Origin of the sequence: Ensifer adhaerens (genome assembly GCF_013283195.1) — a bacterium.
GTDB classification, from domain to species: Bacteria; Pseudomonadota; Alphaproteobacteria; order Rhizobiales; family Rhizobiaceae; genus Ensifer; species Ensifer adhaerens_G.
This window is the reverse complement of record NZ_JABEKT010000003.1, coordinates 116,990-143,566: the sequence shown is the minus strand read 5'-3', so window position 1 is coordinate 143,566 and position 26,577 is coordinate 116,990. Positions and strand designations below refer to the sequence as shown.

General features: G+C 62.2%; 24 protein-coding genes and 1 pseudogene. 18 read left to right on the top strand and 7 right to left on the bottom strand.

Annotated elements, in window-relative coordinates; all coding sequences use genetic code 11:
* The first annotated feature begins 104 nt into the window (after positions 1-104).
* The 5 genes from LPJGGPFB_RS23625 (at position 105) to LPJGGPFB_RS23605 (ending at position 5,871) form a co-directional block, all read left to right on the top strand.
* Positions 105-2,138 (top strand): TonB-dependent receptor family protein, encoded by a 2,034-nt coding sequence (locus tag LPJGGPFB_RS23625; protein WP_345791064.1) that lies wholly within the window; start codon positions 105-107, stop codon positions 2,136-2,138.
* A gap of 16 nt (positions 2,139-2,154) precedes the next feature.
* Complete coding sequence (locus tag LPJGGPFB_RS23620) at positions 2,155-3,138, top strand: ABC transporter substrate-binding protein (RefSeq protein ID WP_173422418.1); 984 nt, start codon at positions 2,155-2,157, stop codon at positions 3,136-3,138.
* Positions 3,139-3,305: 167 nt separating this feature from the next.
* A complete protein-coding gene (locus LPJGGPFB_RS23615) occupies positions 3,306-3,953 on the top strand; it encodes an ABC transporter permease (protein ID WP_234903013.1) in 648 nt (215 codons plus the stop codon).
* Complete coding sequence (locus tag LPJGGPFB_RS23610) at positions 3,950-4,690, top strand: ABC transporter ATP-binding protein (protein WP_173422417.1); 741 nt, start codon at positions 3,950-3,952, stop codon at positions 4,688-4,690. The genes LPJGGPFB_RS23615 and LPJGGPFB_RS23610 overlap by 4 nt, the downstream gene beginning before the upstream one ends.
* On the top strand, positions 4,687-5,871 hold the full coding sequence (locus LPJGGPFB_RS23605) for an NnrS family protein (RefSeq protein WP_173422416.1): 1,185 nt from the start codon (positions 4,687-4,689) through the stop codon (positions 5,869-5,871). Before LPJGGPFB_RS23610 ends, LPJGGPFB_RS23605 begins: the two co-directional genes overlap by 4 nt.
* Positions 5,872-5,902: 31 nt before the next feature.
* Here the strand turns inward: LPJGGPFB_RS23605 and LPJGGPFB_RS23600 are convergent, their stop codons facing one another.
* Positions 5,903-6,310, bottom strand: a complete 408-nt coding sequence (locus LPJGGPFB_RS23600) for a group III truncated hemoglobin (protein ID WP_173422415.1) — start codon at positions 6,308-6,310, stop codon at positions 5,903-5,905.
* A gap of 236 nt (positions 6,311-6,546) precedes the next feature.
* Between LPJGGPFB_RS23600 and LPJGGPFB_RS23595 the strand changes: the two genes are divergently transcribed.
* The 11 genes and pseudogenes from LPJGGPFB_RS23595 to LPJGGPFB_RS33180 form a co-directional block, all read left to right on the top strand.
* Complete coding sequence (locus tag LPJGGPFB_RS23595) at positions 6,547-6,756, top strand: hypothetical protein (protein WP_173422414.1); 210 nt, start codon at positions 6,547-6,549, stop codon at positions 6,754-6,756.
* A complete protein-coding gene (locus LPJGGPFB_RS23590; protein WP_173422413.1) occupies positions 6,750-7,070 on the top strand; it encodes a DUF6522 family protein in 321 nt (106 codons plus the stop codon). The genes LPJGGPFB_RS23595 and LPJGGPFB_RS23590 overlap by 7 nt, the downstream gene beginning before the upstream one ends.
* A 177-nt stretch (positions 7,071-7,247) precedes the next feature.
* Positions 7,248-7,919 (top strand): iron-sulfur cluster repair di-iron protein, encoded by a 672-nt coding sequence (ric, locus tag LPJGGPFB_RS23585; protein WP_173422412.1) that lies wholly within the window; start codon positions 7,248-7,250, stop codon positions 7,917-7,919.
* Between the two features lie 477 nt (positions 7,920-8,396).
* Positions 8,397-10,553: a NosR/NirI family protein gene (locus LPJGGPFB_RS23580; protein WP_173422411.1), complete on the top strand. Its 2,157-nt coding sequence runs from the start codon at positions 8,397-8,399 to the stop codon at positions 10,551-10,553.
* Positions 10,554-10,588: 35 nt separating this feature from the next.
* Complete coding sequence (gene nosZ / locus LPJGGPFB_RS23575; protein ID WP_173422410.1) at positions 10,589-12,517, top strand: TAT-dependent nitrous-oxide reductase; 1,929 nt, start codon at positions 10,589-10,591, stop codon at positions 12,515-12,517.
* 3 nt (positions 12,518-12,520) lie between these two features.
* The gene (locus tag LPJGGPFB_RS23570) at positions 12,521-13,849 is read left to right on the top strand and encodes a nitrous oxide reductase family maturation protein NosD (protein ID WP_173422409.1); all 1,329 of its coding nucleotides are present in this window, start codon (positions 12,521-12,523) and stop codon (positions 13,847-13,849) included.
* The gene (locus LPJGGPFB_RS23565) at positions 13,815-14,714 is read left to right on the top strand and encodes an ABC transporter ATP-binding protein (protein WP_173422408.1); all 900 of its coding nucleotides are present in this window, start codon (positions 13,815-13,817) and stop codon (positions 14,712-14,714) included. The genes LPJGGPFB_RS23570 and LPJGGPFB_RS23565 overlap by 35 nt, the downstream gene beginning before the upstream one ends.
* Complete coding sequence (locus LPJGGPFB_RS23560; protein ID WP_173422407.1) at positions 14,711-15,532, top strand: ABC transporter permease; 822 nt, start codon at positions 14,711-14,713, stop codon at positions 15,530-15,532. The genes LPJGGPFB_RS23565 and LPJGGPFB_RS23560 overlap by 4 nt, the downstream gene beginning before the upstream one ends.
* A complete protein-coding gene (locus LPJGGPFB_RS23555; RefSeq protein ID WP_173422406.1) occupies positions 15,529-16,110 on the top strand; it encodes a nitrous oxide reductase accessory protein NosL in 582 nt (193 codons plus the stop codon). Before LPJGGPFB_RS23560 ends, LPJGGPFB_RS23555 begins: the two co-directional genes overlap by 4 nt.
* A gap of 4 nt (positions 16,111-16,114) precedes the next feature.
* Positions 16,115-17,032 carry an FAD:protein FMN transferase gene (locus LPJGGPFB_RS23550; protein ID WP_173422405.1) on the top strand — a complete coding sequence of 306 codons (918 nt, stop codon included), beginning with the start codon at positions 16,115-16,117 and terminating at the stop codon, positions 17,030-17,032.
* Positions 17,033-17,063: 31 nt separating this feature from the next.
* A pseudogene (locus tag LPJGGPFB_RS33180) lies at positions 17,064-17,285 on the top strand (HPP family protein); the annotation flags it as partial.
* Positions 17,286-17,313: 28 nt separating this feature from the next.
* Here LPJGGPFB_RS33180 and LPJGGPFB_RS23545 read toward each other — a convergent pair.
* From LPJGGPFB_RS23545 to LPJGGPFB_RS23520, 6 genes are all read right to left on the bottom strand, one after another.
* The gene (locus tag LPJGGPFB_RS23545; RefSeq protein WP_173422404.1) at positions 17,314-18,195 is read right to left on the bottom strand and encodes a dihydrodipicolinate synthase family protein; all 882 of its coding nucleotides are present in this window, start codon (positions 18,193-18,195) and stop codon (positions 17,314-17,316) included.
* A gap of 27 nt (positions 18,196-18,222) precedes the next feature.
* Positions 18,223-19,842: a dipeptide ABC transporter ATP-binding protein gene (locus tag LPJGGPFB_RS23540; RefSeq protein ID WP_173422403.1), complete on the bottom strand. Its 1,620-nt coding sequence runs from the start codon at positions 19,840-19,842 to the stop codon at positions 18,223-18,225.
* On the bottom strand, positions 19,835-20,758 hold the full coding sequence (locus LPJGGPFB_RS23535; RefSeq protein ID WP_173422402.1) for an ABC transporter permease: 924 nt from the start codon (positions 20,756-20,758) through the stop codon (positions 19,835-19,837). The genes LPJGGPFB_RS23540 and LPJGGPFB_RS23535 overlap by 8 nt, the downstream gene beginning before the upstream one ends.
* Before the next feature lie 11 nt (positions 20,759-20,769).
* Positions 20,770-21,684: an ABC transporter permease gene (locus LPJGGPFB_RS23530; RefSeq protein ID WP_173422401.1), complete on the bottom strand. Its 915-nt coding sequence runs from the start codon at positions 21,682-21,684 to the stop codon at positions 20,770-20,772.
* Positions 21,685-21,773: 89 nt separating this feature from the next.
* On the bottom strand, positions 21,774-23,273 hold the full coding sequence (locus LPJGGPFB_RS23525; RefSeq protein ID WP_173422400.1) for an ABC transporter substrate-binding protein: 1,500 nt from the start codon (positions 23,271-23,273) through the stop codon (positions 21,774-21,776).
* A 33-nt stretch (positions 23,274-23,306) separates the two neighbouring features.
* Positions 23,307-24,185 carry a DMT family transporter gene (locus tag LPJGGPFB_RS23520; RefSeq protein ID WP_173422399.1) on the bottom strand — a complete coding sequence of 293 codons (879 nt, stop codon included), beginning with the start codon at positions 24,183-24,185 and terminating at the stop codon, positions 23,307-23,309.
* 236 nt (positions 24,186-24,421) lie between these two features.
* On the opposite strand from LPJGGPFB_RS23520, the gene LPJGGPFB_RS23515 reads away from it, so the two are divergent.
* Complete coding sequence (locus tag LPJGGPFB_RS23515; RefSeq protein ID WP_173422398.1) at positions 24,422-25,618, top strand: sialidase family protein; 1,197 nt, start codon at positions 24,422-24,424, stop codon at positions 25,616-25,618.
* Positions 25,615-26,571, top strand: coding sequence for a 4-hydroxythreonine-4-phosphate dehydrogenase PdxA (pdxA, locus tag LPJGGPFB_RS23510; protein WP_173422397.1), 957 nt, complete (start codon positions 25,615-25,617; stop codon positions 26,569-26,571). The genes LPJGGPFB_RS23515 and pdxA overlap by 4 nt, the downstream gene beginning before the upstream one ends.
* Positions 26,572-26,577 lie beyond the last annotated feature (6 nt).

Sequence of the window (26,577 nt, the reverse complement as noted above, 5' to 3'; positions counted from 1 at the left end):
GGCAAGCTTTAGTGATGGGCGGTGCGTTGGCGACGGGTGTGTCAAACCTCGCGTTAGCGCAATCGGCGACGCCAGGCGCCACAACGACGTTGCAAACCATAACCGTGACTGGCAGCAGGTGGGCGGATACGGCCGATGAAGCGGCGCGTCGACTGCAGGCTCTGCCTGGGGGCGTGGCGTCAGTCGACGTTGACGCGACGCCCGCGCCTGCAATACCGACCGTTGCCCAGGCGCTGGAGGCCGTGCCCGGCGTGGTGGTCCAGCGGTTTTTTGGCGGCAATGATCAGCCGCGCATCCAGATCCGGGGTTCGGGGCTTCAGCAGAACCCGGTCGAACGCGGCATTCTCGTGCTCAAGGACGGACTTGCGATCAATCGCGCCGACGGATCTTACATCGTTGGTCTTGCAAATCCTGGCGAAGCCAGCCTGATCGAGGTCTATCGCGGCTACCTTGCCAATCGCCTCGGCGCGAGCGTGCTCGGCGGCGCGATGAATTTTGTTTCGCCCATCGATGACGAAACCGTGCTTGCCACCGGTGGTGGAAGTTTCGGGCATGCGGACGCATCGGCGCGAACAGGGTTCGATGGCGAGCGCTTCGCCGCAGGTATTTATGCCGATATCAGCCGCCGTGACGGGTTCCGCGTTTATAACGGCTCGCAGCGTGTCTCCTTAGGCGGCGCGGTTGAGCTGGAGCTTTCCGATACCGTTTCGACGCGGCTCTTCGCTGGCTACACCGACCTATCCTTCGACGTCGCGGGGCCACTGAACCGCGAGGCGCTCAATGCGGATCCGCGGCAGGTTTCTTCCGGCCCGCCGTCAAGCATAGGGCCGAATGTCTTGCGCGACCGGCCGCGACGCGAAGCCAGCCAGTTTCTCATCGGTTCGCGCACCTCGATCGTGCTCGAAGAACACCTGTTCGATATCGGGCTCGGATATACCTACACCAGGGATATGTTTCGCTTTCCGATCTCGAGCGGTGTGCGCAGAACGGATGGTGGCGATCTGACGGCGCAGCTCCGTTATGCCTATCAGCCGGACGAGATTGCAGCGCTGCCTCTGTTCGAGGCCACCGCGCAATATGTGGTTGGATCATCCGATCGGACCTATGCGATCAACCGCAACGGCACGGCGGGCGCGCTCTTTGGTACGAACGACCTGGATGCCTCGACGCTATCGCTGACCGGCGGCTTCAACATACCGCTTTCAGACGCGGTAACGCTTTCTCCGTCGCTGTCCTACACCTACGCTACGAGGGACAATGACGATCAATGGTCCGCGGCGTCGCGTCCAAGGCTCGCGTTCGGTCCCGGTGGAGCGGTGAATTCCACCGTTCCGGCGGCGGACACGAGCTACGGGCGGGATTATGGCGGCTGGAGCCCGGCGCTGGCGGTAAGCTGGCGGCCGAACGAAGATCAGATGTTGTTCGCGGCACTCAGCCGCAGCTTCGAGCCGCCGACGCATGACGATCTTCTGGGCACGACCGGCGGCACGCCCAACGCGTCGCCCAGCGGTTTCTCGACGCCTGACCTGGATGCTCAGACGGCCACCACCCTGGAGGCCGGGTGGCGCGGCCAGCAGGGGGCATGGTCCTTCGACGCTGTGACCTATTACTCCTGGGTGCATGATGAATTGCTGAGCCTGCGCGATGAAAGCGGCTCGCTGCTCGCGGCGTTCAACGCTGATAGGACCACCCATTTCGGTGTGGAATTCGGGCTTTCCCGGCCGATCACCGACAAATGGAGCGCGCGTCTTGCCTATACCTACCAGGACTTCCGCTTTGATGATGATCCGCTGCGGGGTGACAACAGGCTTGCGGGCGCACCTCGCCAGGTCGTGCATGCAAGCCTTCAATACGCGGCGAACGAAGACTGGGATCTGATCGCAGCACTGCAATGGGTCCCGTCGAAAACGCCCGTCGACAACATGAACACCGTCTATGCCGATCCCTATGCGGTCGTCGACCTTAGGACTGAGTACCGCGTCAATGACGTCTTCTCGTTCTACGGCGAAATCACCAACCTCTTCGACAAGACCTACGCGTCATCGACACTGATCGTCGATCAGGCGAGCGCCAACCAGGCGGTTTACCTGCCAGGCGATGGTCGCGGCTTTTACGCCGGTCTCAAGGCGCGCTTCTAGCACAAGGAAAACACCGATGGTTGTTCTTACCCGCCGCAAGGCATTGGCCGGCCTGTCCGTCATGGCGCTTTCGGGCCTCGGTGCGCCGCCGATAGTGCGTGCCCGCGAGGTGCCGACGATTTACGGCCCACCGGCTGCGCCAAGTGCGGTGCTGGCGCATGCGATCAAATCAGGCCTGCTTGCCGATGTCATGCCGGGTGCCGTCTTTAAAGCGTGGAAATCGCCTGATGAAATGCGTGCCGCAGTGGCGTCGGGGAACATGGGTGCCGTGGTGATGCCGAGCTACGGTGCCGCAAACCTGCGCAACCGCGGCCTGGACATAGGCCTGCTCAACATTCTCAGCAATGGCCTGCTCTATATCGTCTCCAAGGACGAGACGCTGACGACGCTTGAAAGCTTGAGAGGCAAGTCTCTCGCGCTTCCGCTTCGAAACGACATGCCAGATCTCGTCATCGGCCGGCTCGTTCAGGAGGCGGGGATGGAGCCATCGGCGATCCGTCTGGAATATGCGGCGACACCGCCCGAGGCCGTTCAACTGCTCCTGACTGGCCGGGTGGATGCAGCGCTGCTCAGCGAACCGGCGGCGACCGGGGTGATCCTGAAGGCCAAATCCCTGTTCATGGATGTGCACCGGGTGATCGACGTCCAACAGGAATGGGCGAAGTTTTCGGGAAAGCCAGCCATTCCTCAGGCAGGCCTGGCATTGACACGTGAGATGTGCGACCGGATCGGTTCGTCAGGGGTGGAAGGGCTTCAATTGGCCCTGGAAAAGGCACTTGAGCAAGTGCTTGCCGATCCGCTGACGGCCACCGCCAGCGCTTCGGAAGCCCTGGGCTTCCCGCCCGAGATCATCGCTGCGTCCTTTCCCACAAGCCATCTGGTTGCTTCCCGCGCACGCGCGGCGCGACCGGATCTGGAGCATTTCTACGAAATTCTTGCGCAGACCAACCCCGCGATCATCGGCGGAAGGCTGCCAGACGACGGTTTTTATCTGCTGTGACCCTGCGCACAAACTGCCTTGCGGCCGGGAGCTGGCTTGGACGGTACCTTTGGTCCGCCTGGGCCGGCGCTGCCGGGATCTGCTGTTTTCTCGCCGCGTGGCAGGCCGGTCACGAGATCTATGGCTCTTTCATCCTCCCGTCTCCATTGGAAACGGTTTCGGCGATCATGCGGATTGCAGAGGATCCGCTGTCTCGATCCATTATCGCGCAAAGTGCCGGGCGCGCGCTGACAGGCTTCGCACTGGCGGCGGTTTTCGGAACCGCTCTCGGTCTTGCCGCAGGCTATTCCTTCGCGGCGATGCGGCTGCTGAAGCCAGTGGTCACCGTCATGCTCGGGGTTCCGCCGATCGGGTGGATCGTGCTGGCGCTGATCTGGTTCGGCTCATCCGGTGGCACCGCCGTCATGACCGTGGTCATCGCCTCGCTGCCGGTCTCCTTTGCCGGCGCGCTTGAGGGCGTGGCCAAGCGTGACCGCCAGCTGGAGGTCATGGCTAAGGCGTTCGGTGCGTCTCGCTTCTACCAGCTGCGCACGGTCACGGGGCCGCATGTCCTTTCCTATCTGTTTCCCGCCTGGACAACGACCGCCGGCAGTGCCTGGAAGGTGACTGTCATGGCCGAGCTGTTGTCGAACTCCGGCGGGATTGGAGGCGCGCTGGCGGAGGCTCGCGCGCTCTTCGACATTCCACAGGTCACGGCCTGGCTGGCGATCACCGTGGTGCTCGCACTTCTGACGGACTATGGCTTCCTGCATCTGCTGCGCGAAGCACTGGAGCGGTGGCGCGCCGCCGGTTTGCCCTGGGGGGTGAAGCGATGAAGCTGACGATGAGCCGCGTCGGACATGCATTTCTCGGACGCACGGTGTTTGAGAATTTCGATCTGTCGATCGACGGCGGAGAGATCGTAGGCCTGCTTGGCCCCTCGGGATGTGGCAAGACCACGCTTCTCCAGATTGCCGCCGGCATCGTCGAGCCGGCGAAGGGAAGGGTCGTGCGGACCTATCGGCGGCATGCGGTCGTGTTCCAGGAACCGCGCTTGCTGCCCTGGCTGACCTTGCTCGACAACATCGCTTACGGGCTGGCCGCTGATGGCGTGCGTTTGTCCGAGCGACGCAAACGAGCAGGCGAATGTGCGCTCGGTGTTGGGCTTCGCGAGACGGATTTCGGCAAGTATCCCTCGGAGCTTTCTGGCGGCATGCGCCAGCGGGCGGGTGTTGCCCGGGCGCTCGCGGTCTCTCCCGACATGATGTTTCTCGACGAGCCGTTCAGCGCGGTCGATGTCGGGCTGAGGCGACTTCTTCAGGACCAGATCATGACGGCTGCGCGCCAGCAGGGTTTCGGCGCTCTTTTCGTCACCCACGACCTCGCAGAAGCATTGCGCATCTGTGATCGCCTGCTCGTGTTGTCGGCCAGGGATGGATCCGTTCTCACGCACAAGACCATCGAGGGCCGGCCGGGCGAGCGCTCCGATCTCGAAATCTTCCATCGCCTAACCCAATGGACACAGGATCGGGACTTCGCCGAGCTTTTTTCTGCCGAGGAAAGATCGACATGAAGACGGCGCCTGTATTGAAAGAGGCATTGCGCCTTTTCTTCCCGCTTGCGGCCGCGCACGGCGCGTTATGGCCAGTGCTATGGGTCATCGTCGACGCCTACGACCTGCCGCTTGCAACCAGCATTCCTTCGTCGCAATGGCACGCGCACGAGATGCTCTTTGGGACTTACGGCATGGCTTTGGCGGGCTTTCTCGCATCGGCGGTGCCGGAATGGACGGATACGAACCCGACAAGGTCCCGCGCCCTTGTCATGTTTGCGCTACTCTGGCTGCCAGGACGTATCGTCGGTGTTGTCGGGTGGGATGCTCTAAGTCTGTTTGCCGGATTGACGGACATGGTGTTCTACTGTGCGCTTCTGGTCGTGATCATCAGGCCGATGATCGCCCGCCGAACCACCAATCATCTGTCGTTCGTGTTCTGGCTCAGCGCATTCGTGTTTGCCGAGGCGGGTATCCGTATCGCGTGGTTTCTGGGTGAGTACGAGCTTTCTGCGCGGTTTATCGATGCTGCGCTGTCCATTTTCGTGGTGTTCTTTTCCCTTTCGGCCGCGCGCATCAGCGTCGTCGTCATCAACCTCGCCCTGGACCCGACGGGGGCAAGCTCGCCCTACCGTCCGCATCCGGGTCGCCGGCATGCGGCAAGCGCCATGGTGTCGGCCTACATCGTTTTGTCATTGCTTCTTCCCCACTCCCTCGTGCCGGGCTGGATCGCCTTGGCAGCGGGAGCGGCCTTTTTCGATCGGCTGGCCGAGTGGTTCATCGGTCGCGCCGTGCTCAAGCCAGAGGTGCTGACGCTTGCAGTGGCCAATATGTTCGGGGGCTTGGGTTTCCTGGCGCTCGGCGCTGCGCGTCTTGGTGCGGATGTGCCCGTACTTGCGGGATTGCACCTGCTCGGCGTCGGCACGCTCGGGCTTGCCGTCATCGCAGTCTTCATCGTCGCAGGGCTGCGCCATACTGGCCGGGATCTCGTCGCCTTGCCGTGGCAAGCCTATGTCTCAATTGGGCTTGTGGCCGCGTCGGCCGTCCTGAGGGTTCTGCCGGAGTTCGGCTTTGTACCGGAATTCTACGGCGCCCATCATGCGGCAAGCGCCATTCTGTGGTCGGCCGCCTTCGCCATATGGCTGCAGGGCTTTGTTCCATTCCTGGTTCGGCCGGGCCTGGCGGACGGCGCCTGCCGGTAAGCTGGCGGAAACGTCGTTGAAAATGTCCAATCTACAGGTGCCTCGTGGGCAGCTTGAGTGCGTTCGGTCCGATGTTGAGACCGATCTGCAGACTCTCGGCGATCCGCCTTGCACGGTCGAGAAAGAAGTCTGCCGCCTCACCGGCGCAATGTTGGGAAACGGTTGCCTCGAACATTTTGAGCCAGTGCTCGAAGTGTTCGGGTGTAACGTCGAGGCCTTGGTGCACGACGTGAGGCTTGCCGCCATAGCGGCCCGTTTTCAGGGCGATGGACGACCAGAAGTCGACGAGCGTTGAAAGATGCAAATCCCAGTGTTCGCCGATGCGCGCGTTGAAGATAGGTCCAAGCACGGAGTCGCGACGGATACGGTCGTAGAAGTCGTGAACAATTGCCGTGATCAGGTCTTCGGATATGCTGGTTGGAAGCAGCGTCGCACCCATGATGTTTCCATCAATGTCTTCTGATGGTGCATTCCATAGGCCTCGAGAACGACGCTGTAAATCGGCGGACATGCGGCATGCTGTCGTAGCGGCGACACCGAGGTGAGACGTGGTGAACATCGAAAGCTTGCGTCAGCGCAACGAGGGCGTGTCGCTGCGAGCCTAACAAGGAACGGACAGGTACCCCGACGAACGTCCATCTGTTGGACGATCGAGCACAGCGGAGGATCAGCGTGATGATCGATATGGAAGTAAAAGATCCGACATTGTGCGATTGCACGGTCGAGGTCGCCGAACTGCTGGCGAGCATGCCAGCCGCCGGCGTCGGTGACGGTTCCTTGTTCGATCTTCTTGCCGTCCGCCTCGAGACATCACGTGACCGCCTCCACTGGACCGGACCCTTCGCGAACGAAAATGCGTTATCGGAAAGAGCTGTCCAATGCTGACATTGACAAGCCGGCGAATTCTGCGCGTCGAACGCGATGCCGGTGGCGATTTTTCCGTGCCGGCTGCAACCATGTCATCGGCGCTGCGCCTACCGCCGACGGAGCTGCGGAGCCGCCTCAACCGTGGCGAAGTCAGGAGCCAGGTTGAGATCGGTCAGGGGGAGCACCTGGGAACATTCAGGCTGACGCTGCGGTGCGGCGGTCGCCTCTGGACGGCGACGGTGTCTGCCGACGGTACGGTGATCGACGAAGTCTTCTCGTTTGATCGAGAGCGCCTGGCCAACTGGCGCCGCCGCCACGGCAACGCCGGCTAGGATCCTTCGGATATTCAGATCGTCTGCGGTTGCGATCTCTCCTGATAGAAGTTGCGTTTCAACAAAGAACGATCAGTCAAAACGGCTCAGTTTCCCAACTGATCAGCGGGTCATAATCTTGTCCCGTCTTAACTTCGCCCGCGGTTGATCACCGCCTGAGGCAGTAGGGAGAACACATTGACTGACTATAACCAGGACACTTCCGTCGGAGCGTTTGCATGCGAGCTTCCGGGGGCTGCCGAACTGCTCAGGCAGCACGGTATCAACTTTTGCTGCGGCGGCGAGGCGTCGCTTGCCGAGGCGGCGGCAGATGCCGGCGTCGATGCGGTTCACCTGCTCGCGCGTCTCCAGGCGCTCGAGCTCGCGGCAAGGCGCGAAGCGCCGGGTGAGACCAGTGAGCTTATCGCTCATATCCTGGAGCGATATCATCAGACACACCGCAACGACTTGGAATGGCTGATCCCGCTCGCCCAAAAGGTAGAACACGTTCACGGTTCGCATCGCTCGGCGCCGCTCGGCCTTGCAGAGGCGCTCGCCGAACTGAAGGATCACCTCCTTCCCCACATGGCGCGAGAAGAGCTCGCTCTGTTTCCCATGATGCGGCATGAGCCGGATCCGGATATCGGGCATTTGATCGCAGGCATGCGGGACGAGCATACAATCGAAAGTAGAAGTCTCGCCGTGATCGAGCATTTGACGCATGGCTTTGCGCTTCCGGGCGACGCATGTCGGTCCTGGACAGCTCTCTACATCGGCGTTGAAAAGTTCTGCGACGATCTTGTCACGCATATGCATCTGGAAAACGAGGTTCTGTTTCCTCGTTTTCCAGGCGTCGAAGCGGCCCAGTAGCCCGGTTCACCGACGGCAGTTCGGTTGGGAGGGTCTTCCCAACCGAACTACCCGGCAGTTTTTCTGTTTCTTCACTGGCAACGCCTAAGTCTCTGTTCAAATTCGTTAATCAACCCAATGCCTGCCTGGAGACGCCTGCATCGTGCGAAGGCGACGCCGTCAATGACCCTCTCGGGCATGGCGGCGGCCAATCTCCATAGCCAACCGTGCAGCCGGCCATCCGCTTGCAGTCACAGTATCGTGGGTGGGTAGGAGAAAAGCTCCACATCCCGCGTTCGAGTTCATTTCTTCTCGCGCCAGTTACCGGAGAAGCGACGCAAATCTTCCTCTGGGCGTCCTGAAACGCGGTGTGCGCAATGAATTTTGCTTCGGTCTCCAACTTCGGCCCGACAAGCAGCGGTTGTTTGAGCCAGATCAACGACCATCCTTCACCAACGTTCCATTGGTCCTGCAACGATTTGCGGGAAACGCCCTGGAATGAAATTCGTCCGTCTTGTCCTTCTGCTCTGCGTCAGCCTGTGCGGCGCCGTATCCGCCAGCGCGGCAACGGTGCTGCAGGAGTTTTTACCGGCCGCAACGGCCTCGGACATTGTGCCGGGGGCGGATGGCTTCGGCGCTGTGCGCGACGATCTCGCGGTGGCCCCGGTGCTGAAGGGCGGCCAGACGGTGGCTTGGGTCTTCATGACCTCGGATTTCGTCGGGACGACCGGCTACTCCGGCAAGCCGATCCATACCCTTGTGGCGGTGGACAAGGACGCGAAGATCGTCGGCGTCCGGCTGGTGAAACACTCGGAGCCCATCGTCCTCATCGGCATCCCGGATGCCAAGGTAAAGGCCCTCGTCGCCGGTTACGCCGGCCTCGATCTCGTCGCCGAGGCAAAATCCGGTGGCACGACCCATGAGGTCGATATTATCTCGGGCGCGACAGTGACGGTCATGGTCATCGACGATTCGATTGTCCGTTCCGGGCTCAAGGTCGCGCGAGCGCTCGGCCTCGGCGGACTTGCGCCGGAAAAGGCCAATACCGGCCCGCGCTTCGAAATCGATCCCGCAGCCGCCGCGCCGTCCGACTGGACCGAGGCAGAGGGTGACGGCACGCTGCGTCGCCTGTCGCTCGACGTGGCTCAGGTCAATGCTGCTTTCGCCGGCCATCCCGATGAGCGCGCCCGCGAGCGCGCCATTGCGCAAGCGCCGGAAACCACGTTCATCGAGATGCAGGCAGCGCTGGTCTCGGCGCCCCCCATCGGCAGGGCGCTTCTCGGGACAGCCGAGGAGAAGAACCTGGAGGCATGGCTCGGCGAGGGTGAGCACGCCATCGCGCTCGTGGGGCGCGGCCTCTATTCCTTCAAGGGCTCGGGCTATGTGCGCGGCGGCATCTTCGATCGCATCGTGCTGATCCAGGACGATGTTTCCGTTCGTTTTCGTGATCGCGACCATCGTCGGCTGGGAGCCATCGCGCTTTCCGGTGCGCCGGAATTCAACGAGATGGACCTGTTCCGCATCCCGGCGGGCCTCGGCTTCGACCCGACGAAACCCTTCCGCATCCAGCTCCTGGCGCAGCGTGAGGTCGGGCCGATCGAGAAGGTCTTCCATACATTCGATCTGGGCTATCAGCTTCCGCAGAAATACCTGCGCGCCATCGCGCCGCCGGCAAGGGAAGTTGCTGCTGTTGCCGACCGTGGCGAAGTGGCCGCCCAGGCCGATCTGTGGAAGCGCATCTGGGACGACTCGAAGCTGAAGATTGTGGTGCTCGGCGCCATGCTCGTTGTGCTGACGGGCGTGTTCTTCTTCCAGACCTATGCGGTCAGGAATGCGAAGGGGTTCTATGTCTTCCGCATCATCTTCCTGACGGTGACGCTGGTTTTCCTCGGCTGGTACGCCAACGCGCAGCTTTCCGTCGTCAATCTGATGGCTCTGTTCGGGAGCTTCGTCAGCGGCTTCAGCTGGCAAGCTTTCCTGCTGGATCCGCTCACCTTCATCCTGTGGTTTGCCGTTGCCGCGGCACTCCTGTTCTGGGGACGGGGAGCTTATTGCGGCTGGCTCTGCCCCTTCGGCGCCCTGCAGGAGCTGACCAACCAGGTCGCGCGCAAGCTGCGCATTCCGCAATGGACGCTTCCCTGGGGGCTGCACGAACGGCTCTGGCCGATCAAGTACATGATCTTCCTTGGTCTTTTCGGGGCATCGCTGATCAGTGTCGAGCAGGCTGAACATCTGGCCGAGATTGAACCGTTCAAGACTGCGATCATCCTGAAATTCATCCGCGCCTGGCCGTTTGTGGCCTATGCCGCAGCACTTCTCGTCGCCGGGCTCTTCGTCGAGCGGTTCTATTGCCGCTACCTGTGCCCGCTGGGTGCGGCGCTGGCGATCCCCGCGCGTATGCGCATGTTCGACTGGCTCAAGCGCTACCACGAATGCGGAAACCCCTGCCAGACCTGCGCCATCCAGTGTCCGGTGCAGGCGATCCATCGCACCGGCGAAATCAATCCGAACGAGTGCATCAACTGCCTGCACTGCCAGGTCCTCTATCAGTCCGAAAGCGTCTGCCCCGTCGTGATCAAGAAGATGAAGTCGCGGGCAAAGCTTGCGGCAAGCCCGGGCGGCGCGCCGCCCCCGCAACCCGCAGCCAAAGTTTAAACGAAGCCAAGGTTCAAACAAAAAGGAACCCGATCATGGAATCAAAGGAAAACAAGGGACTGAGCCGCCGGGCTCTCTTCAGCGCGACGGCAGGCAGCGCCATTCTGGCCGGCACGGTGGGGCCCGCCGCACTGGGCCTCGGAGCTGTCGGGCTGGCCACTCCGGCCCGTGCCGCGACAGGTGCCGACGGCTCGGTCGCACCGGGCAAGCTCGATGACTATTACGGCTTCTGGTCCTCGGGCCAGACCGGCGAAATGCGCATTCTCGGCATCCCCTCGATGCGCGAGCTGATGCGGGTGCCGGTATTCAACCGTTGCTCGGCCACCGGCTGGGGCCAGACCAATGAATCGATCCACATCCACCAGCGCACGATGTCGGAGAAGACGAAGAAGCAGCTTGCCGCCAACGGCAAGAAAATCCACGACAACGGCGACCTGCACCACGTCCATATGTCCTTCACCGACGGCAAATATGACGGCCGCTACCTGTTCATGAACGACAAGGCCAACACGCGCGTGGCGCGCGTGCGCTGCGACGTGATGAAGACCGACGCCATCCTGGAGATCCCCAACGCCAAGGGTATCCACGGCATGCGTCCGCAGAAATGGCCGCGTTCGAACTATGTGTTCTGCAATGGCGAGGACGAAGCGCCGCTCGTCAATGACGGCTCCACGATGACGGACGTGTCGACCTATGTGAACGTCTTCACCGCTGTCGATGCCGACAAGTGGGATGTGGCCTGGCAGGTGAAGGTCTCGGGCAATCTCGACAATTGCGATGCCGACTACGAGGGTAAGTGGGCGTTCTCGACCAGCTACAACTCCGAAATGGGCATGACGCTGGAGGAAATGACCAAGTCCGAGATGGACCACGTCGTCGTCTTCAACATCGTCGAGATCGAGAAGGCCATTGCGGCCGGGCAGTATGAGGAGATCAACGGCGTCAAGGTGGTGGACGGGCGCAAGGAGGCCAAGTCCCTTTTCACCCGTTACATCCCGATCGCCAACAACCCGCACGGCTGCAACATGGCGCCGGACAAGAAGCATCTGTGTGTTGCCGGCAAGCTCTCGCCGACCGTCACCGTGCTCGACGTGACGAAGTTCGACGCCCTGTTCTACGACAATGCCGAGCCGCGCAGCGCGGTGGTGGCGGAGCCTGAACTGGGCCTCGGTCCGTTGCACACGGCCTTCGACGGACGCGGCAACGCCTATACCTCGCTCTTCCTCGACAGCCAGGTGGTCAAGTGGAACATCGATGAGGCCATCCGCGCCTATGCCGGAGAAAAGATCAATCCGATCAAGGACAAGCTCGACGTTCAGTATCAGCCTGGCCACCTGAAGACGGTGATGGGCGAGACGCTGGACGCCACCAACGACTGGCTGGTGTGCCTGTGCAAATTCTCCAAGGACCGGTTCCTGAATGTCGGTCCGCTGAAGCCGGAAAACGATCAGCTGATCGACATTTCCGGCGACAAGATGGTGCTGGTGCACGACGGCCCGAACTTCGCCGAACCGCATGACGCCATCGCGGTCGCCCCCTCGGTCCTGCCGAACATCCGCTCGGTCTGGGATCGGAAGGACCCGTTGTGGGCCGAAACACGCAAGCAGGCCGAGGCCGATGGCGTCGACATCGACGAATGGACGGAGGCCGTGATCCGCGACGGCAACAAGGTTCGCGTCTACCTGACCTCGGTCGCGCCGAGCTTCAGCCAGCCAAGCTTCACGGTGAAGGAAGGCGACGAGGTCACGGTCATCGTCACCAATCTCGACGAGATCGATGACCTGACCCACGGTTTCACCATGGGCAATCACGGGGTTGCGATGGAGGTCGGGCCGCAGCAGACGAGCTCCGTCACCTTCGTCGCGGCCAATCCCGGCGTCTACTGGTACTATTGCCAGTGGTTCTGCCATGCGCTGCACATGGAAATGCGCGGACGCATGTTCGTGGAACCGAAGGGCGCCTGATCGATGCGTCTGTCCGTTCTCCTCATCGGCATCCTTATCGCCTCGCCGCTCGCAGCGGCGGAGCGCGCGGTCATGCCGGGTACGGGCAGCCTCGAAGCGGCGATCGCCGGAGCTCAGCCCGGCGATGTCCTGACACTGACGGACGGGGCCTATACTGGCCCCGTCACCATCGACCGGTCCATCACGATTGTCGGCAACCGCGCGGCAATCGTGGATGGGCTCGGGCAGGGCAGCGTTGTGACGATCACCGCGCCGGACGTGACCTTGAAAGGGTTCACCGTCACCGGCTCGGGCCGCGTGAACCAGGACCTCGACGCCGGTGTGAAAATCGTCCAAGGCGCCGACCGCGCCCGCGTCGAAAATCTGCTTGTCCGCGACAATATGCACGGCATCGACGTCCATGGCGGTCGCAATGCCGTTATCGCGGCGAACGAGATCGTCGGCACGCGGAGCGCCCGCATGAACGAGCGGGGCAACGGCATCTATGTCTGGAACAGCCCGGGCACGCTGCTGGAAGGCAATACCATTCGCTACGGTCGCGACGGCATTTTTTCGAACGCCAGCGCCGACAGTGTTTATCGCGGCAACATCATGCGCGACCTGCGCTTCGCCGTGCACTTCATGTACACCCGCAACACCGAGGTCTCCGGCAATGTCTCGGTTGGAAATCATCTGGGCTTCGCCATCATGTTCTCCAACCGTGCCAAGATTCTGAACAATCTCAGTCTCGGTGACCGTGAGCACGGGCTGATGCTGAATTATGCCAACAATGCCGACGTGTCGGGCAATCTGGTACGTGGCGGTACGAAGAAATGCCTCTTCATCTACAACGCCCACAAGAACCTGATCTGGGGCAACCGTTTCGAGAACTGCGGCATCGGCATCCATTTCACCGCCGGCTCGGAGAAGAATGTGCTGACGGACAACGCCTTTATCGCAAACCGCGAGCAGGTGAAATATGTCGGCACACGCAACATGGAATGGAGCCATGATGGCCGCGGCAATTTCTGGTCCGACCATCCGGCCTTCGATCTCAACGGCGATGGCATTGCGGATAGCTTCTACCGCCCCAACGACCTGGTGGACCAGATCCTCTGGTCGCAGCCGGCGGCAAGCCTGCTGATCGGCTCGCCCGCCGTGCAGATCGTACGTTGGAGCCAGAGGGACTTTCCCGCCACGCTGCCCGGAGGCGTGCGCGATAGCGCGCCGCTGATGCGCCCCCTGACCATCCCTGTCCCCCTCGAAATCCTTGGCCATGAGGCCGAGGCAGCCGAGCGCTGGACTGAAGGAAATTACGATGACACCGACGCTGACAATCTCCAGGCTCACTAAGCGCTTCCAATCCGTGGAAGCGCTGAAGTCCGTCTCCCTGACGCTGGAGCCGGGACGGCGCGCGGCGCTGCTCGGCCATAACGGTGCGGGCAAATCGACGATGATGAAGATCGTGCTTGGTCTCATCCCCTTCGACAGCGGCGAGGTCTCGGTCTGCGGCACGGCGCCTGGCTCGCCCGCTGCGCGGGCGCAGGTGGCGTATCTGCCGGAAAACGCCGCCTTTCATCCGGCCCTGACCGGAGAGGAGCAGCTTCGCCACTACCTCGCGCTGCGCGGCGAAAACCCGCGGCAGGCGATAGAACTTCTTGCACGGGTCGGGCTTGGCCATGCCGCGCGGCGGCGGATCGGCACATATTCCAAGGGCATGCGCCAGCGTGTGGGGTTGGCTCAGACGCTGATCGGTCGTCCCCGCCTCCTGGTGCTGGACGAACCGACATCGGGCCTCGACCCGGTGTCGCGACGGGATTTCTACGATCTGCTCGACGGGTTGGCCGCGGAGGGTACCGCCATCCTGCTCTCTTCCCACGTGTTGACCGAGGTGGAGGCTCGCACCGATCGCATCCTGATCCTTTCCGGTGGGGAACTGGTGGCGGAAGGTACGCTTGCCGATCTTCGGGCGCGCGCAGCACTCCCGGTCGCCTTTTCCGTTCGTGCCGCACCCGGCCATTCGGCGGCGCTGGCGGCAACCTTTCCTGAAGGCGCCCAGGGTGGGGACGGTCTCGTGCGCCTTTGCTGCGCGCAATCGGAAAAACTGCCGCTCCTTGCCCGCATTGCAGCGCTTGGGAACGCCGTTATCGATCTCGACGTGATCCCGCCTAGCCTCGAGGATATCTACAGCCATTTCAGTCGGAGGGACGGGCAATGAACCGCATCCTTGCCACCGCTACGAGCGAGTTCCGCATCGCTTTTCGCAATCGTTGGGTCTCTATCGCCACTGGCATGATGGTGCTGTTCGCTCTGGTGCTGGCCGCCGCCGGCTCGGCCCCGACGGGCGATGTCGGCGTTGACCGGCTCTCGGTCACGGTCGCCTCGCTCACTTCGCTTGCGGTCTATCTCGTTCCGCTGCTGGCATTGCTGATGAGTTTCGACGCGGTGGCGGGCGAGGTGGAGCGCGGCACGCTTCCGCTTCTGCTCACCTATCCCGTCTCGCGCCTGCAGATCCTGCTCGGCAAGCTGCTGGCGCATCTCGCAATCCTCGGCCTTGCCGTGACGCTCGGTTACGGTACGGCGGCCTTGGTAGCCGTCTGGTCCGATCCGGAAGCCGTCAACGGGTTCGGCGCGTTATGGCGGCTGATCTGGTCCTCCGTCCTGCTCGGCGCGACATTCCTTGGCACGGGTTATGCGCTATCAGCGCTGGCGCGGCGGCCGTCAGGCGCAGCGGGGCTGGCCATCGCCCTATGGCTGGTGGCAGTGGTGCTCTATGACCTCGCCCTGTTGGCGCTGATCGTTACGGATGGCGGTGGGGCCTTCACCACACAGGCATTGCCCGTCGCTTTGCTCGCCAACCCTGCCGACGCCTTTCGCGTCTTCAATCTTTCGGCCGCACAAGCCGTTGCTGCCGCCGGCGGCCTAGGTGGGGCTGCGGGCGCGATTCCGCTCTGGCAATCGGCAGCTTCCCTTTTCTTCTGGCCGCTTGCCGCCATTGCGCTAGCTGCCGCAGCCTTCCGGAGGGTGACGCCATGAGGAGCCGACTTCGCTTCGTCCTGCTCGCTGCCGGGCTGGCGCTGCTTGCCGCCTGCAAGGAGGACGTTGCCCAGAGCATTGCGCCCCTGGACATGACGCCCGAGACCCTCGGTCATTACTGCCAGATGAACCTTCTGGAGCATCCCGGGCCGAAGGCCCAGATCTTTCTTGAAGGAAACCCGGCGCCGCTTTTCTTCAGCCAGGTGCGCGACGCTATCGCCTACGCTCGCGGGCCGGAGCAGATTGCGCCGATCCTCGCCATCTACGTCAATGACATGGGGGCCGCAGGGGCGACGTGGGAGCAGCCCGGTGACGGCAACTGGATTGTCGCCGGCAAGGCCTTCTACGTCGTTGGCTCCACCCGGCGAGGTGGCATGGGCGCGCCCGAAGCCGTGCCCTTTTCGAACCGAGATGCGGCGGCGGCTTTCGTCCGTGTTGAGGGCGGCAAGGTGCTGGCGCTTGCCGATATTACCGACGCCATGGTTCTGACCCCGGTGGAGACCGGCTCGGAACAGGGTGCGGGCGACGACGATTATCTCGGCCGTCTGCGTGCACTGCCCCATCCAGCCGGAGGTTGATCCCATGATGCTGACCCGACGCCGCCTGATCGCAATTTCCGCAGTCCTGGCAACTGTGCCCGCTGTCGCCCACGCCAAATCGGCAGCCCGCTTCTGGACAGGTCAGGCTCTTGGCGCGCGCGCCTCTATCCGGATTGATCACCCTGATGCTGACGCCATCGTCACGCGCGTCATGGCAGAGATCGATCGCCTGGAAAATATCCTCAGTCTCTATCGTCCGCAGAGCGCGCTTTCACGGCTGAACCGCGATGCTCACCTTGATGCCCCACCCTTCGAGCTGCTGGAATGTCTGTCACTGGCCGGTGCCGTGCATCGGGCGAGTGGCGGGCGGTTCGATCCGACGATACAGCCGCTCTGGAAGCTCTGGGCAGAATCCGCCGCAAATGGGAAGCAGCCTGATGCAAGGGCCGTCGAACGTGCGCGGGCCGATACCGGCTGGGGCAAGGTGAGGCTTGAAGCTGCAGCGGTCACCCTGAACCCGGACATGGCGCTGACGCTGAACGGTATCGGTCAAGGCTATGTCGCAGATCGGGTCGCCGTGTTGCTCGAAGCCGAAGGTCTGACAGACATCCTGATCGACACCGGCGAGCTCCGTGCGCTCGGGGGACGGCCAGGGGGCGGCGAATGGCCGGTGCGATTGGAGACGGGGGAGCGCCTGGCATTGCGCCAGCGCGCACTGGCCACGTCAGCGCCGCTCGGTACAACCTTTGATCAGGCCGGAAGAGACGGTCATATTCTCGATCCCGCGACCGGGATGCCCGCGCCCGCCAACTGGCGCTCCGTCTCGATCTCTGCCCCTTCCGCCGCCATGGCCGACGCACTCGCGACAGCCGCTTGCCTCTTGCCGGATGAAGGATCGATCCTCGCTATGATCGGGCGTTTTGAGGGCGCGCGCTTGGAAGGGATATCTCGTGTCTTCTGATGCGCTGCCGCGGCAAGATCGAGCTTGAGCGCCGCCTCGCTCGGCCGCATTGACCGCGGTGCTTGGAGACCCCGTCGTTGCGAGCTCGGGATTCTGGTTTCCGCTGGTTCCGATTGCGCTGAATTCCTGCCTGCTTGTTGGGCTCGGCGTTCTGTTTCACAAGCTTGCGAAGCGCAACTACCCGCACGTCCTGATGCCCGTTTCAAACGGGCATCAGACGGTTGAGCCACCCTCGGACCGACGTGTCGCCTATCTATCGCGCTTCTGGGGGCAATCACCGGTCACAGGAGGTCGTAGCGGCGCAGAATGCCCGCGATCTGGGCGTCCTGATCCTTGTTGGGCAACAGGGCCGGCTGGCGGCTTGCGCCGACGGAGGCGTCCTGCAGATAGAGCGAGCGCTTGACCATCGCCGGCGCGAAGCCGAGGGCATAGAGATCCGTGCGGAAGGCGGAATAGATCGCCTGCTGCCTCTCGGCTTCGGCAATGTCGCCGGTGTTGAAGGCGTTCAAGATGCCCGCGAGGACGTTGGGCATGGCATTGCCAAGACCCGAGATGCAGCCGGCCGCGCCGTTCTGCAGGGCCCACAGCACCAGATGGTCGGGACCGGAGTAAACTTCGAAGCCCTCCACGTCCTTAGCCACCGCCAGATAGGCCTCCAGCGTCTCCTTGGCGCCGCCGGAATCCTTGATGCCGGCGATGTTGCCGTGACGTGACAGCGTGCGCGCGGTCTCCGGCTCGATGTGGTTCTGGGTGCGGGCCGGAATATCGTAGAGATAGACGGGTGTTTCGACCGCGTCGGCAACGGTCGAGAAGTGACGGATCAGGCCGTCCTGGGTGCAGGCGATGAAGAAGGGCGTGATTACGGCGATCCCGTCAACGCCGATGCGGTCGAATTCACGCGCGAGCTTCAGCGTTTCGAACGTGGCGGGCATGCCGGCATTGACGATAACCTTGACGCGACCGGCGACCTCATCGGTGACTTCCTCTGTCAGGCGCACTTTCTCTTCGAAGGTGAGGGCGCTGAAGTCGCCATTGGTTCCGGCGCACATGATGTTGTTGCCGGCGTCGACCTGTCGACGCACCTGCGCGCGTGTCGCTTCGTAGTTGATGGTCTCATCGTCGTTGAAGCAGGTGACGAGCGCGACAAAGGCTTGCTTGGACATTTCAGTCTCCAGGGATTGGGGGACGCCTTAGGAGGCGTATTCGAGCCGGGCGGCGCGATTGGCCGCCTGAACATCGGGGTCGGGATCAAGCCCGGCTGCCAGCAACGCGCGGGTATAGTCCTGGCGCGGGGTTTCAAACACCTCCTGCACCGTGCCCAGTTCCACGACATGGCCCTTCTGCATCACCATGACGTGGTCGGCAAAATCGCGAACGACCGGAAGATCATGAGCGATGAAGATGAAGGCGATGCCCATGTCCTTGCGAAGCCGGTCGAGCAAGGTAATGACCTGGGCCTGAACCGAGACATCAAGCGCTGAAACCGCTTCGTCGCAGATGATCAGTTGCGGCTCGAGGGCAAGCGCCCGGGCAATGGCGATGCGCTGGCGCTGGCCGCCGGAGAACTGATGCGGATATCGTCCCATGTGTTCCGGGCCGAGACCGACCTGCACCAGCAGCTCGGCCACGCGTTCGCGCCATTTTGCCTTCGGCAGGATGTCCGGATGGATCACCCAGGCCTCGGAAATCAGCTGGTAGACGGTCATGCGTGGATTGAGCGACTGGGTGGGGTCCTGGAACACCATCTGCAGGTCGCGCCGCAATTTGTAGAGTTCCGCCGGCGACAGCTGGAAAAGGTCACGGCCTTTCCACAGCGCGCTGCCGCCGTCTGGTTCGTCCAGCCTGACCAGAATGCGGGCAAGGGTGGATTTGCCCGAACCGCTCTCGCCGACGACGGCCATGGTCTCACCGGGCATCAGGTCGAAGGAGATGCCTTTCAGCGCCTCGAAACTGCCGTAGTGCTTGCGCACCTCGCGGACCGACAGAACCGGCTCGCCGCGTGCGCCTGGCGCATGCATCTTGCCTTTCCCGGGTGCGGCGGCGATCAGCTTGCGGGTGTAGGGGTGCTGCGGGTTCTTGTAGACCTCGCGGACCGTTCCGGCCTCGACCAGTTCGCCCTTTTCCATCACCACGACCCGATCGGCGATCTCGGCGACGACGCCGAGGTCATGCGTGATAATGAGAACCGCCATTCCGGTTTCCTGCTGCAATTCTTCCAGCAGTGCCAGCACTTCAGCCTGTACGGTGACATCGAGCGCCGTCGTCGGCTCGTCGGCGATCAGTAGATCGGGGCGAAGCGCAAGCGCCATGGCGATCATGACGCGCTGGCGCTGGCCGCCGGAAAATTCGTGTGGATATTTGTCGAGCGATTTTTCCGGGTCGGGTATGCCGACGCGGGTGAGCAGGCGCAGAGCCTCCGACTGTGCCGCAGCACTTGCAGCGCCATGGGTCGTCAATGCCTCGCGTATCTGCCAGCCGACCGTATAGACCGGGTTCAGGTGGCTGAGCGGATCCTGAAAGATCATCGCAATCCGGCGGCCGTTCACCTCGCGGCGCTTGTGTGCCGGCATCTTCAGCAGATCGACGCCGTCAAGCAGGATCTCGCCCGAGCTGATGCGCCCTGGTGGCATGTCGATCAGGTTCATGATCGCCGACGAGGAGACCGACTTTCCCGAGCCGCTCTCACCCAGGATCGCGAGCGTCTCGCCGCGGTCGATATGGTACGAGATGTTGCGGACGGCTTTGACGACTCCCATGGCCGTGTGGAACTCGACCGAGAGGTTGCGGACTTCCAGCAGGTGGTCAGCCATTCTTGCGGCCTTTCATTTCCAGGCGCCAGCGCTGGACGGGATCGAGCGCGATACGCATCCAGTTCGAAAGCAGGTTCAGCGACATGGTCGTCAGGATGATTGCAAGGCCCGGCCAGAAGGAAAGCCACCAGGCATTGGTGAGATACTGCCGCCCTTGAGAGATCATCAGGCCCCAGGTGATTTCGGGCGGCTGGATGCCGATGCCGAGGAAGGAGAGCGCGCTTTCGGCCAGCATCACATAGGCGAAGTCGAGCGTGGCGAGCGTCGTCAGCGTCGGCAGCACCACCGGCAGGATGTGCCGGAACAGGATACGCCGGTTCGACGCGCCCATGACGCGGGCGGCCTGTACGAACATGCGTTCGCGAATCTCCAGCACCTCGGCTCGCGTCGTGCGCAGGTAAACCGGAATGCGCGTGATCGAAAGAACCAGCATCAGGTTCAGGATCGATGAGCCGAGAACATAAAGCACGATCACCGCGATCAGGAGCGACGGGAACGACATGATGACGTCGGCCAGCCGCATGATGATCTGGTTGACGCGTGGCGAGGAAAACCCGGCGATGAGCCCGAGGGTCGTGCCGACGACGGCGGAGATCGCCACGGCGCCGGCAGCCACCATGAGCGTGTTTTGCGTTGCCACGATGATGCGGGCAAGCAACGGGCGCCCGAGCGCATCCGCTCCCATCCACCATACCCAGCCGCGTTCCCACTCGAAGGGTGCTGCATTTCGGCCGCGCAGGTTCTGCTTGGTCGCGAGATCGCCGAGCCAGCTCGGTCCGACGATCGCCAGGATGAGGACGACAATGAGGAAAATGGCGGCGCACAGGGCGAACTTGTCTGCCCACAGCATGCGGGCCATGCGAACCGCAAATCCCGGTTCTGCAGCGATTGTCGTATCTGTCGTCTGTAAGGTCATGGCCGAACTCTTCAATGACGGATGCGGGGATCGAGCAGCGCGTAAGCAAGGTCGATCAGCAGGTTCATGACGAAGATCGCGAGCGCGGTGACGAGAATGGCGGCCAGCACCACATTGAAGTCACGCTGCAGGATGGAATCGATCATCAGCTTGCCGACACCGGGAAAGCCGAAAATGGTTTCGACGATAACCGCGCCGTTCAAGAGGCTCGCCGCCTGGTCGCCTATGACGGTGATGACCGGAAGCATGGCGTTGCGCAGCGCGTGCAGGAAAATGATCGGCCCGGACTTCACGCCCTTGGCGCGGGCGGTCTTCACGTAAGCCGACGACAGCGCTGATATCATCGAGCCGCGCACCACCTGAACGATGATGCCGAACGGGCGGACGAACAGCACGCCGATCGGCAGGATCCAGTGCAGCAGTGAGCCCGTGCCGGACGTGGGAAGCCAGGCGAGGTTGACCGAGAAGACGACGATCGCGACGATGGCGAGCCAGAAGTCCGGTACGGCGGCACCGATCAGCGAGATGACGGAAGAGAGGCGGTCGAAAAAGCCGCCGGCGCGGAAGGCGGCCAGCGAGCCGACGACGATGGCAGCGCCGGTCACCAGGGACATGGTGATGGCGGCAAGCCAGAGCGTCCACACGAAAGCCTCCAGGACCACGTCCAGTGCCGGGCGTGCCTTGCGAAGGGATTCACCGAAATCACCGGTGACGACGTCACCGACATAGCGGGCAAACTGAACCATGAGCGGATCGTTGAGGCCGTGGATCTCGCGAAATTGCTGCTTCATTTCCGCCGAGGCTTCGACGGGAAGGAAGAGCGCGGCAGGATCTCCTGTCAGACGCGAGAGGAAAAAGACCATCACGATCAGGCCGACCAGCGAAATCAGGCTGGCCACGGCGCGTTTACGAATGAAGCTCATCATTGTGCCCCTGGATTGCAGAGGCGGCGAGATCGTCCCGCCGCCTTGATTGCGTCCGTCACTGGCGGTCTCCTGATGACCGCCAGAACAGTTCACCTGATGCTGATCTCCGAAAGCTGGAGCATCGAATTGGTCGCCATGGTGGGCTTGAAGTCCAGGCGTTCGGAAACGCGCGAGAAGCCGACCATGTGGAAGAGCAGCACGTCGGCTACCACTTCATCATGCACATAAGCGATGGTTTCCGACCATAGCTTGGCCCGTTCGTCGCCAGTGGCGGCCGACGCGCGCTTGATCAGATCGTCGACCTTGGGGTCGGAGAAGCCTGACTGCGTACCCTCGGTCGCGTACTTGAAGAACATGGAGAAGGACGGGTCGCCCTTGGAGTTGTCGTGCATGGCTGCGACGAGCTGCGGTCCGCGACCTTCCTTGAACGGCTTGGAATAGTAGCCTTCATGCTCTGCGACCTCGACGAACTTCAGATCGATCTTAAAGCCGACTTCCTGCAATTGCGCCTGGATGGCTTCCATGATCTCCGTCACGTTCGGGAAGTTTGCCGAGCGCGCGATGATGGTGATCGGTGTCTCGACCTTCACACCTTCCGCCTTGGCTTCCTCCAGCAGTTTTTTCGCGCCTTCCGGGTCGTACGGGAAGACCTTGACATCAGGATTCCAGCCGAGCGTCGGTGGCGGCACGATGGCCGTGGCGAGCAGCGCGCTGTCTGGAACCAGGGTGCCGAGGAACGCCTGGCGGTCGATAGCCATGTTGAGGGCACGGCGGACGCGCACGTCGTTCATCGGCTCGATATTGTGGTCAATGCGCAGGTACACGGTCTCGCTGTCGAGATAGGAGAAATCGGTCTTGGGGTTTGTCGCGTCGAGCTGCGAGATGGAGGGTGAAAGATCGGCCTCGCCGGCCTGAACCATAGCTGCACGCACGGACGGGTCTGCACGGAACAGGTAGGTTGCTTCGGTAACCTGCGGCTTCTGGCCCCAATAGTCGTCGCGTTCCGTCAGCACGATCTGCTGGCCCGGCGTCCAGTTCGTCAGTTTGTAAGGACCGGTGCCGATCGGCTCGCGGATGAATTCGAGCGGTGTTTCCTCCGGCACGATCGTGACGAGTGACATCAAGAGTGGCAGGATCGGCTGAACCGGATCGGCGCTGAAGTCGATCGTGTGATCGTCGACGACATTAGCGGTGACCGTCATGCCGCCAAAGTAGCGGCGCGACTCGCAGGCATTCTTGTCGCTCATGATGCGGTCGAAACTATGCTTGACGTCCTTGGCGTCGAAGGTCGTGCCGTCAGAGAATTTCACGCCCTGGCGAAGGTGGAAACGCCAGCTGCCGTCTTCGTTCTGTTCCCACTTCTCCGCAAGACGTGGCAGCACTCCCTTGCCGCCGCGAACGTCGAGTTCGGTCAGGGTCTCGCTGACGTTCTGCATGATGACGCGACCGATGTTCGAGCGGGTCGCCATGCACGGCTCAAGCAGATCGGCTTCCTCCGCAAGCACGATCTTGATCGGCCCCGATGCGGCAAAGACGGGCGATATGGTGGAGCCCAACAGGAGCGCACCCAGGATAAGCGTTTTCTTCATTGCATTCTCCTCCCTAGAAAGTCTGGTTCAGTTCTATTTGGCAGCGGATCCGAATTTTCCGGAACGCGCGGCAATCAAGGCGGCGCAGCATATGAGCGCGCCTCCGCCGATGGTGGTCAGGGCGACGGTTTCGCCGAACAGGGCAAATCCACCGAAGGCGACGAGCGGCAGGCGCAGGAAGTCCACCGGCGCCACGACCGTTGCCGGCGCCAACGAAAAGGCGTGCGTCATCAGCGCCATGCAGGCGGTGCCGACCACGCCCTGAAGCGCCAGAAGCCCCATTTCCCTCGGACCAGGCATGGTGAAAAAGGGGAGGGCGAACAGCAGGGCGATCGGTACGGTCAAGAGAAGGTTCCACACGACCAGTGTCGACGTCGCGTCACCCTTCGACATGGACTTCAGGATCAGCTGGATTGCCGATTGAAGCACCGCGCCCGTCAGCGCCAGCAGGATTGCCAGCGTGAAGCCAGTTCCCGACGGTCCGATCACCAGCATGGCGCCGGCAAAGCCGAGGGCGACGGCCGCGATCATCGCCGGGCCGGGTCGCTCGCCCAATGTTAGCGCTGCGCCAAGGACGACGAAGATCGGAGATGTGAAGGCGATGGCGGTAACATCGGCGAGCGGCCCCCAGCTAAAGGCGGCAAACAGCGCGATCATCGCCAGCAGTTTGAAAGCGGCGCGCAAGGCGTGCTGACGCATCGGATGGGTCGTGCGTAGAACGGATGGACGCAGTGCGATCCAGGGCAGAAGGATCAGCGCACCGAAAAAAGCGCGGAAAAATCCGATGACGAAAGGGTGCACGGCGCCGCTCAGCGCCCGTACGATCACGGCATCCGACGCGGCAAGCGTAGCTGCTCCCGCTGCAAAGATGACGGCCGTCGTAGCCTGATGGCGGCTGCTGGTGCTGTGCATGAAATTCCTCCGTCCCCGGCATCCTCGTTCCAGGTTGGCTCGACCATCCATCTTTTTAGTAATGTTGTCAAATCGTTTCGTCATGTAATTTTTAATTCAAAGCTATATGTCAATATTAAAGCAATTATATCAATCAGTTAGTAAATCATTGCGTGAAGCGCAACTCAGAAAAGTGACATTAATAAACTTGACAACTTGAAGAATTGAGCGATTTTCAAATCTGACTGGAGGACCAAATGCATCCCGATGAAATCGCTCGCAACATGACCGGCGTGCTTCAATCCGTGTCCAAGGGGCGCGACGAAGCCTTGTTGCCTTCGCCAATGATCCAGAATCATGCGGCTTTCCTGCATCTGCTCGATGAGGGCGCACTCGTGTGCGCCTGGTTCGGTGGAACGCTCGAGGGCAAGTCGGATATCTCCATCTTCGCATCGGTGCTGGTGGAAGGCTCTGCGAACTGGGGTCCGCCCCAGCGCCTGAGTGACGATCCTTCGCACTCTGAGCAGAATCCGGTGTTGTTCTCCGCGCCGGACGGCAGACTTTGGCTTTTTCATACCTCCCAGCCTTCGGGCAATCAGGATGAATGCCGCATCCGCATGGCCGAGGTGCAGCGCGACCCGTTGGATCCGCACAGGCTCGTCGCCACGCAAGGTCGTTATCTCGATCTTCCGCGTGGTTGCTTCGTGCGTGCGCCCATCATCATTCGCGATGACGGAGCATGGCTGTTGCCAATTTTCCGCTGCGTGCAGCGCCCCGGCCAGAAATGGAATGGTAGCCACGATACCGCGGCCGTGGGTGTGTCGGTCGATGGCGGCGAGACCTGGCGGCTTGATGACATCGACCAGTCCACTGGTTGTGTGCACATGTCGCCCGTGGCTCTCGGAGAGGATCGGCTTGTTTCTTTCTTTCGGCGCCGGCAGGCCGATTTCGTCTACCGCAGCGACAGCAGCGACGGTGGGCGGACCTGGTCCGTACCTCACGCCACGGATGTGGCGAACAACAATTCATCGCTTGCCGCCGCCCGCCTTCGCGACGGCCGGATCGCCATGATCTGCAATCCCATCAATGCGCTGTCGTCGACCGACCGACGCGCTTCGCTCTACGACGAACTGGGCGAGGAGGATAACCGGCCGGATGCGGATCCAACCGGAGGGTGCGTTCCTGTGTGGGGGGTGCCGCGAGCACCCGTCGCGCTCTGCCTCTCCGAGGACGAGGGGCGTTCCTTTGCCATGCGCCAGGTCGTCGAAGATGGTCCAGGCACCTGCCTGTCCAACGATTCAACCGACGGCCGCAACCAGGAAATGTCCTACCCGTGGCTGCTCGAGGGTCCTGATGGCACCATGCATCTCGCCTACACCTATCATCGGCGTGCGATCAAATATGTCCGCCTGGCTCCCGGCTGGGACAGCGCGGCTCGACGGAGTGTTTCATGAGCAATATCATCGGAATAACCATGGGTGACCCATGCGGGGTCGGGCCTGAGATCGCGGTCCGCGCCTTGGCTGAAATGTCGCCTGCAGATCGGGATCAGACGCGGATCTACGGCAATCTGACCACGCTCGAAACGGCTCGATCCGCACTCGGCATCGATATCGATCTTGCGCCTTTCGTCGTCGATCTGCCGATCGAGGGCGCGCCGCTTCCCTGGGGGCAGTTGAGCGCGGTGGCCGGCGATGCCGCCTTCCGATTCATCGAGAAAGCGGTACGGGATGCCGAAGCCGGCGCGATCGGCTGCATCGTCACCGCCCCGATCAACAAGGAAGCACTGAACCTTGCCGGCCATCACTATGATGGCCATACCGGCATGCTGCGCAGCCTGACCGGTTCGAAGGCGGCCTATATGCTGCTCGCTTCCGAACGGTTGAAGGTCATCCATGTCTCGACCCATGTCTCGCTGCAGGAGGCCATCAGGCGAGCGACGACCGAAAGGGTACTGGCGACGATCAGGGCCGGCGACGCGCATCTGAAGCGCATCGGCTACGCCGCGCCGAAAATCGCGGTCGCCGGCATTAATCCGCATTGTGGCGAGAACGGCCTCTTCGGCACCGAGGATGACGACCAGATCGCGCCTGCGGTCGCAGCTGCACGTGCGGAAGGGATCGACGTCCAGGGGCCCATTTCGGCCGACACGGTATTTTACCGCGCCTATTCCGGCGCATTCGATCTGATTGTTGCCCAGTACCACGATCAGGGACACATCCCCATCAAGCTTGTTGCCTTCGACACGGCGGTGAACGTCTCGGTGGATCTGCCGATCGACCGCACGTCCGTCGACCACGGGACGGCCTTCGACATCGCCGGAAAGGGGATCGCCAACCACGGCAATATGAACTCCGCCATCGCCTATGCGCGCAAGCTCGTCAACGGCCGCGCCAAGCAAGGATGACCAAGC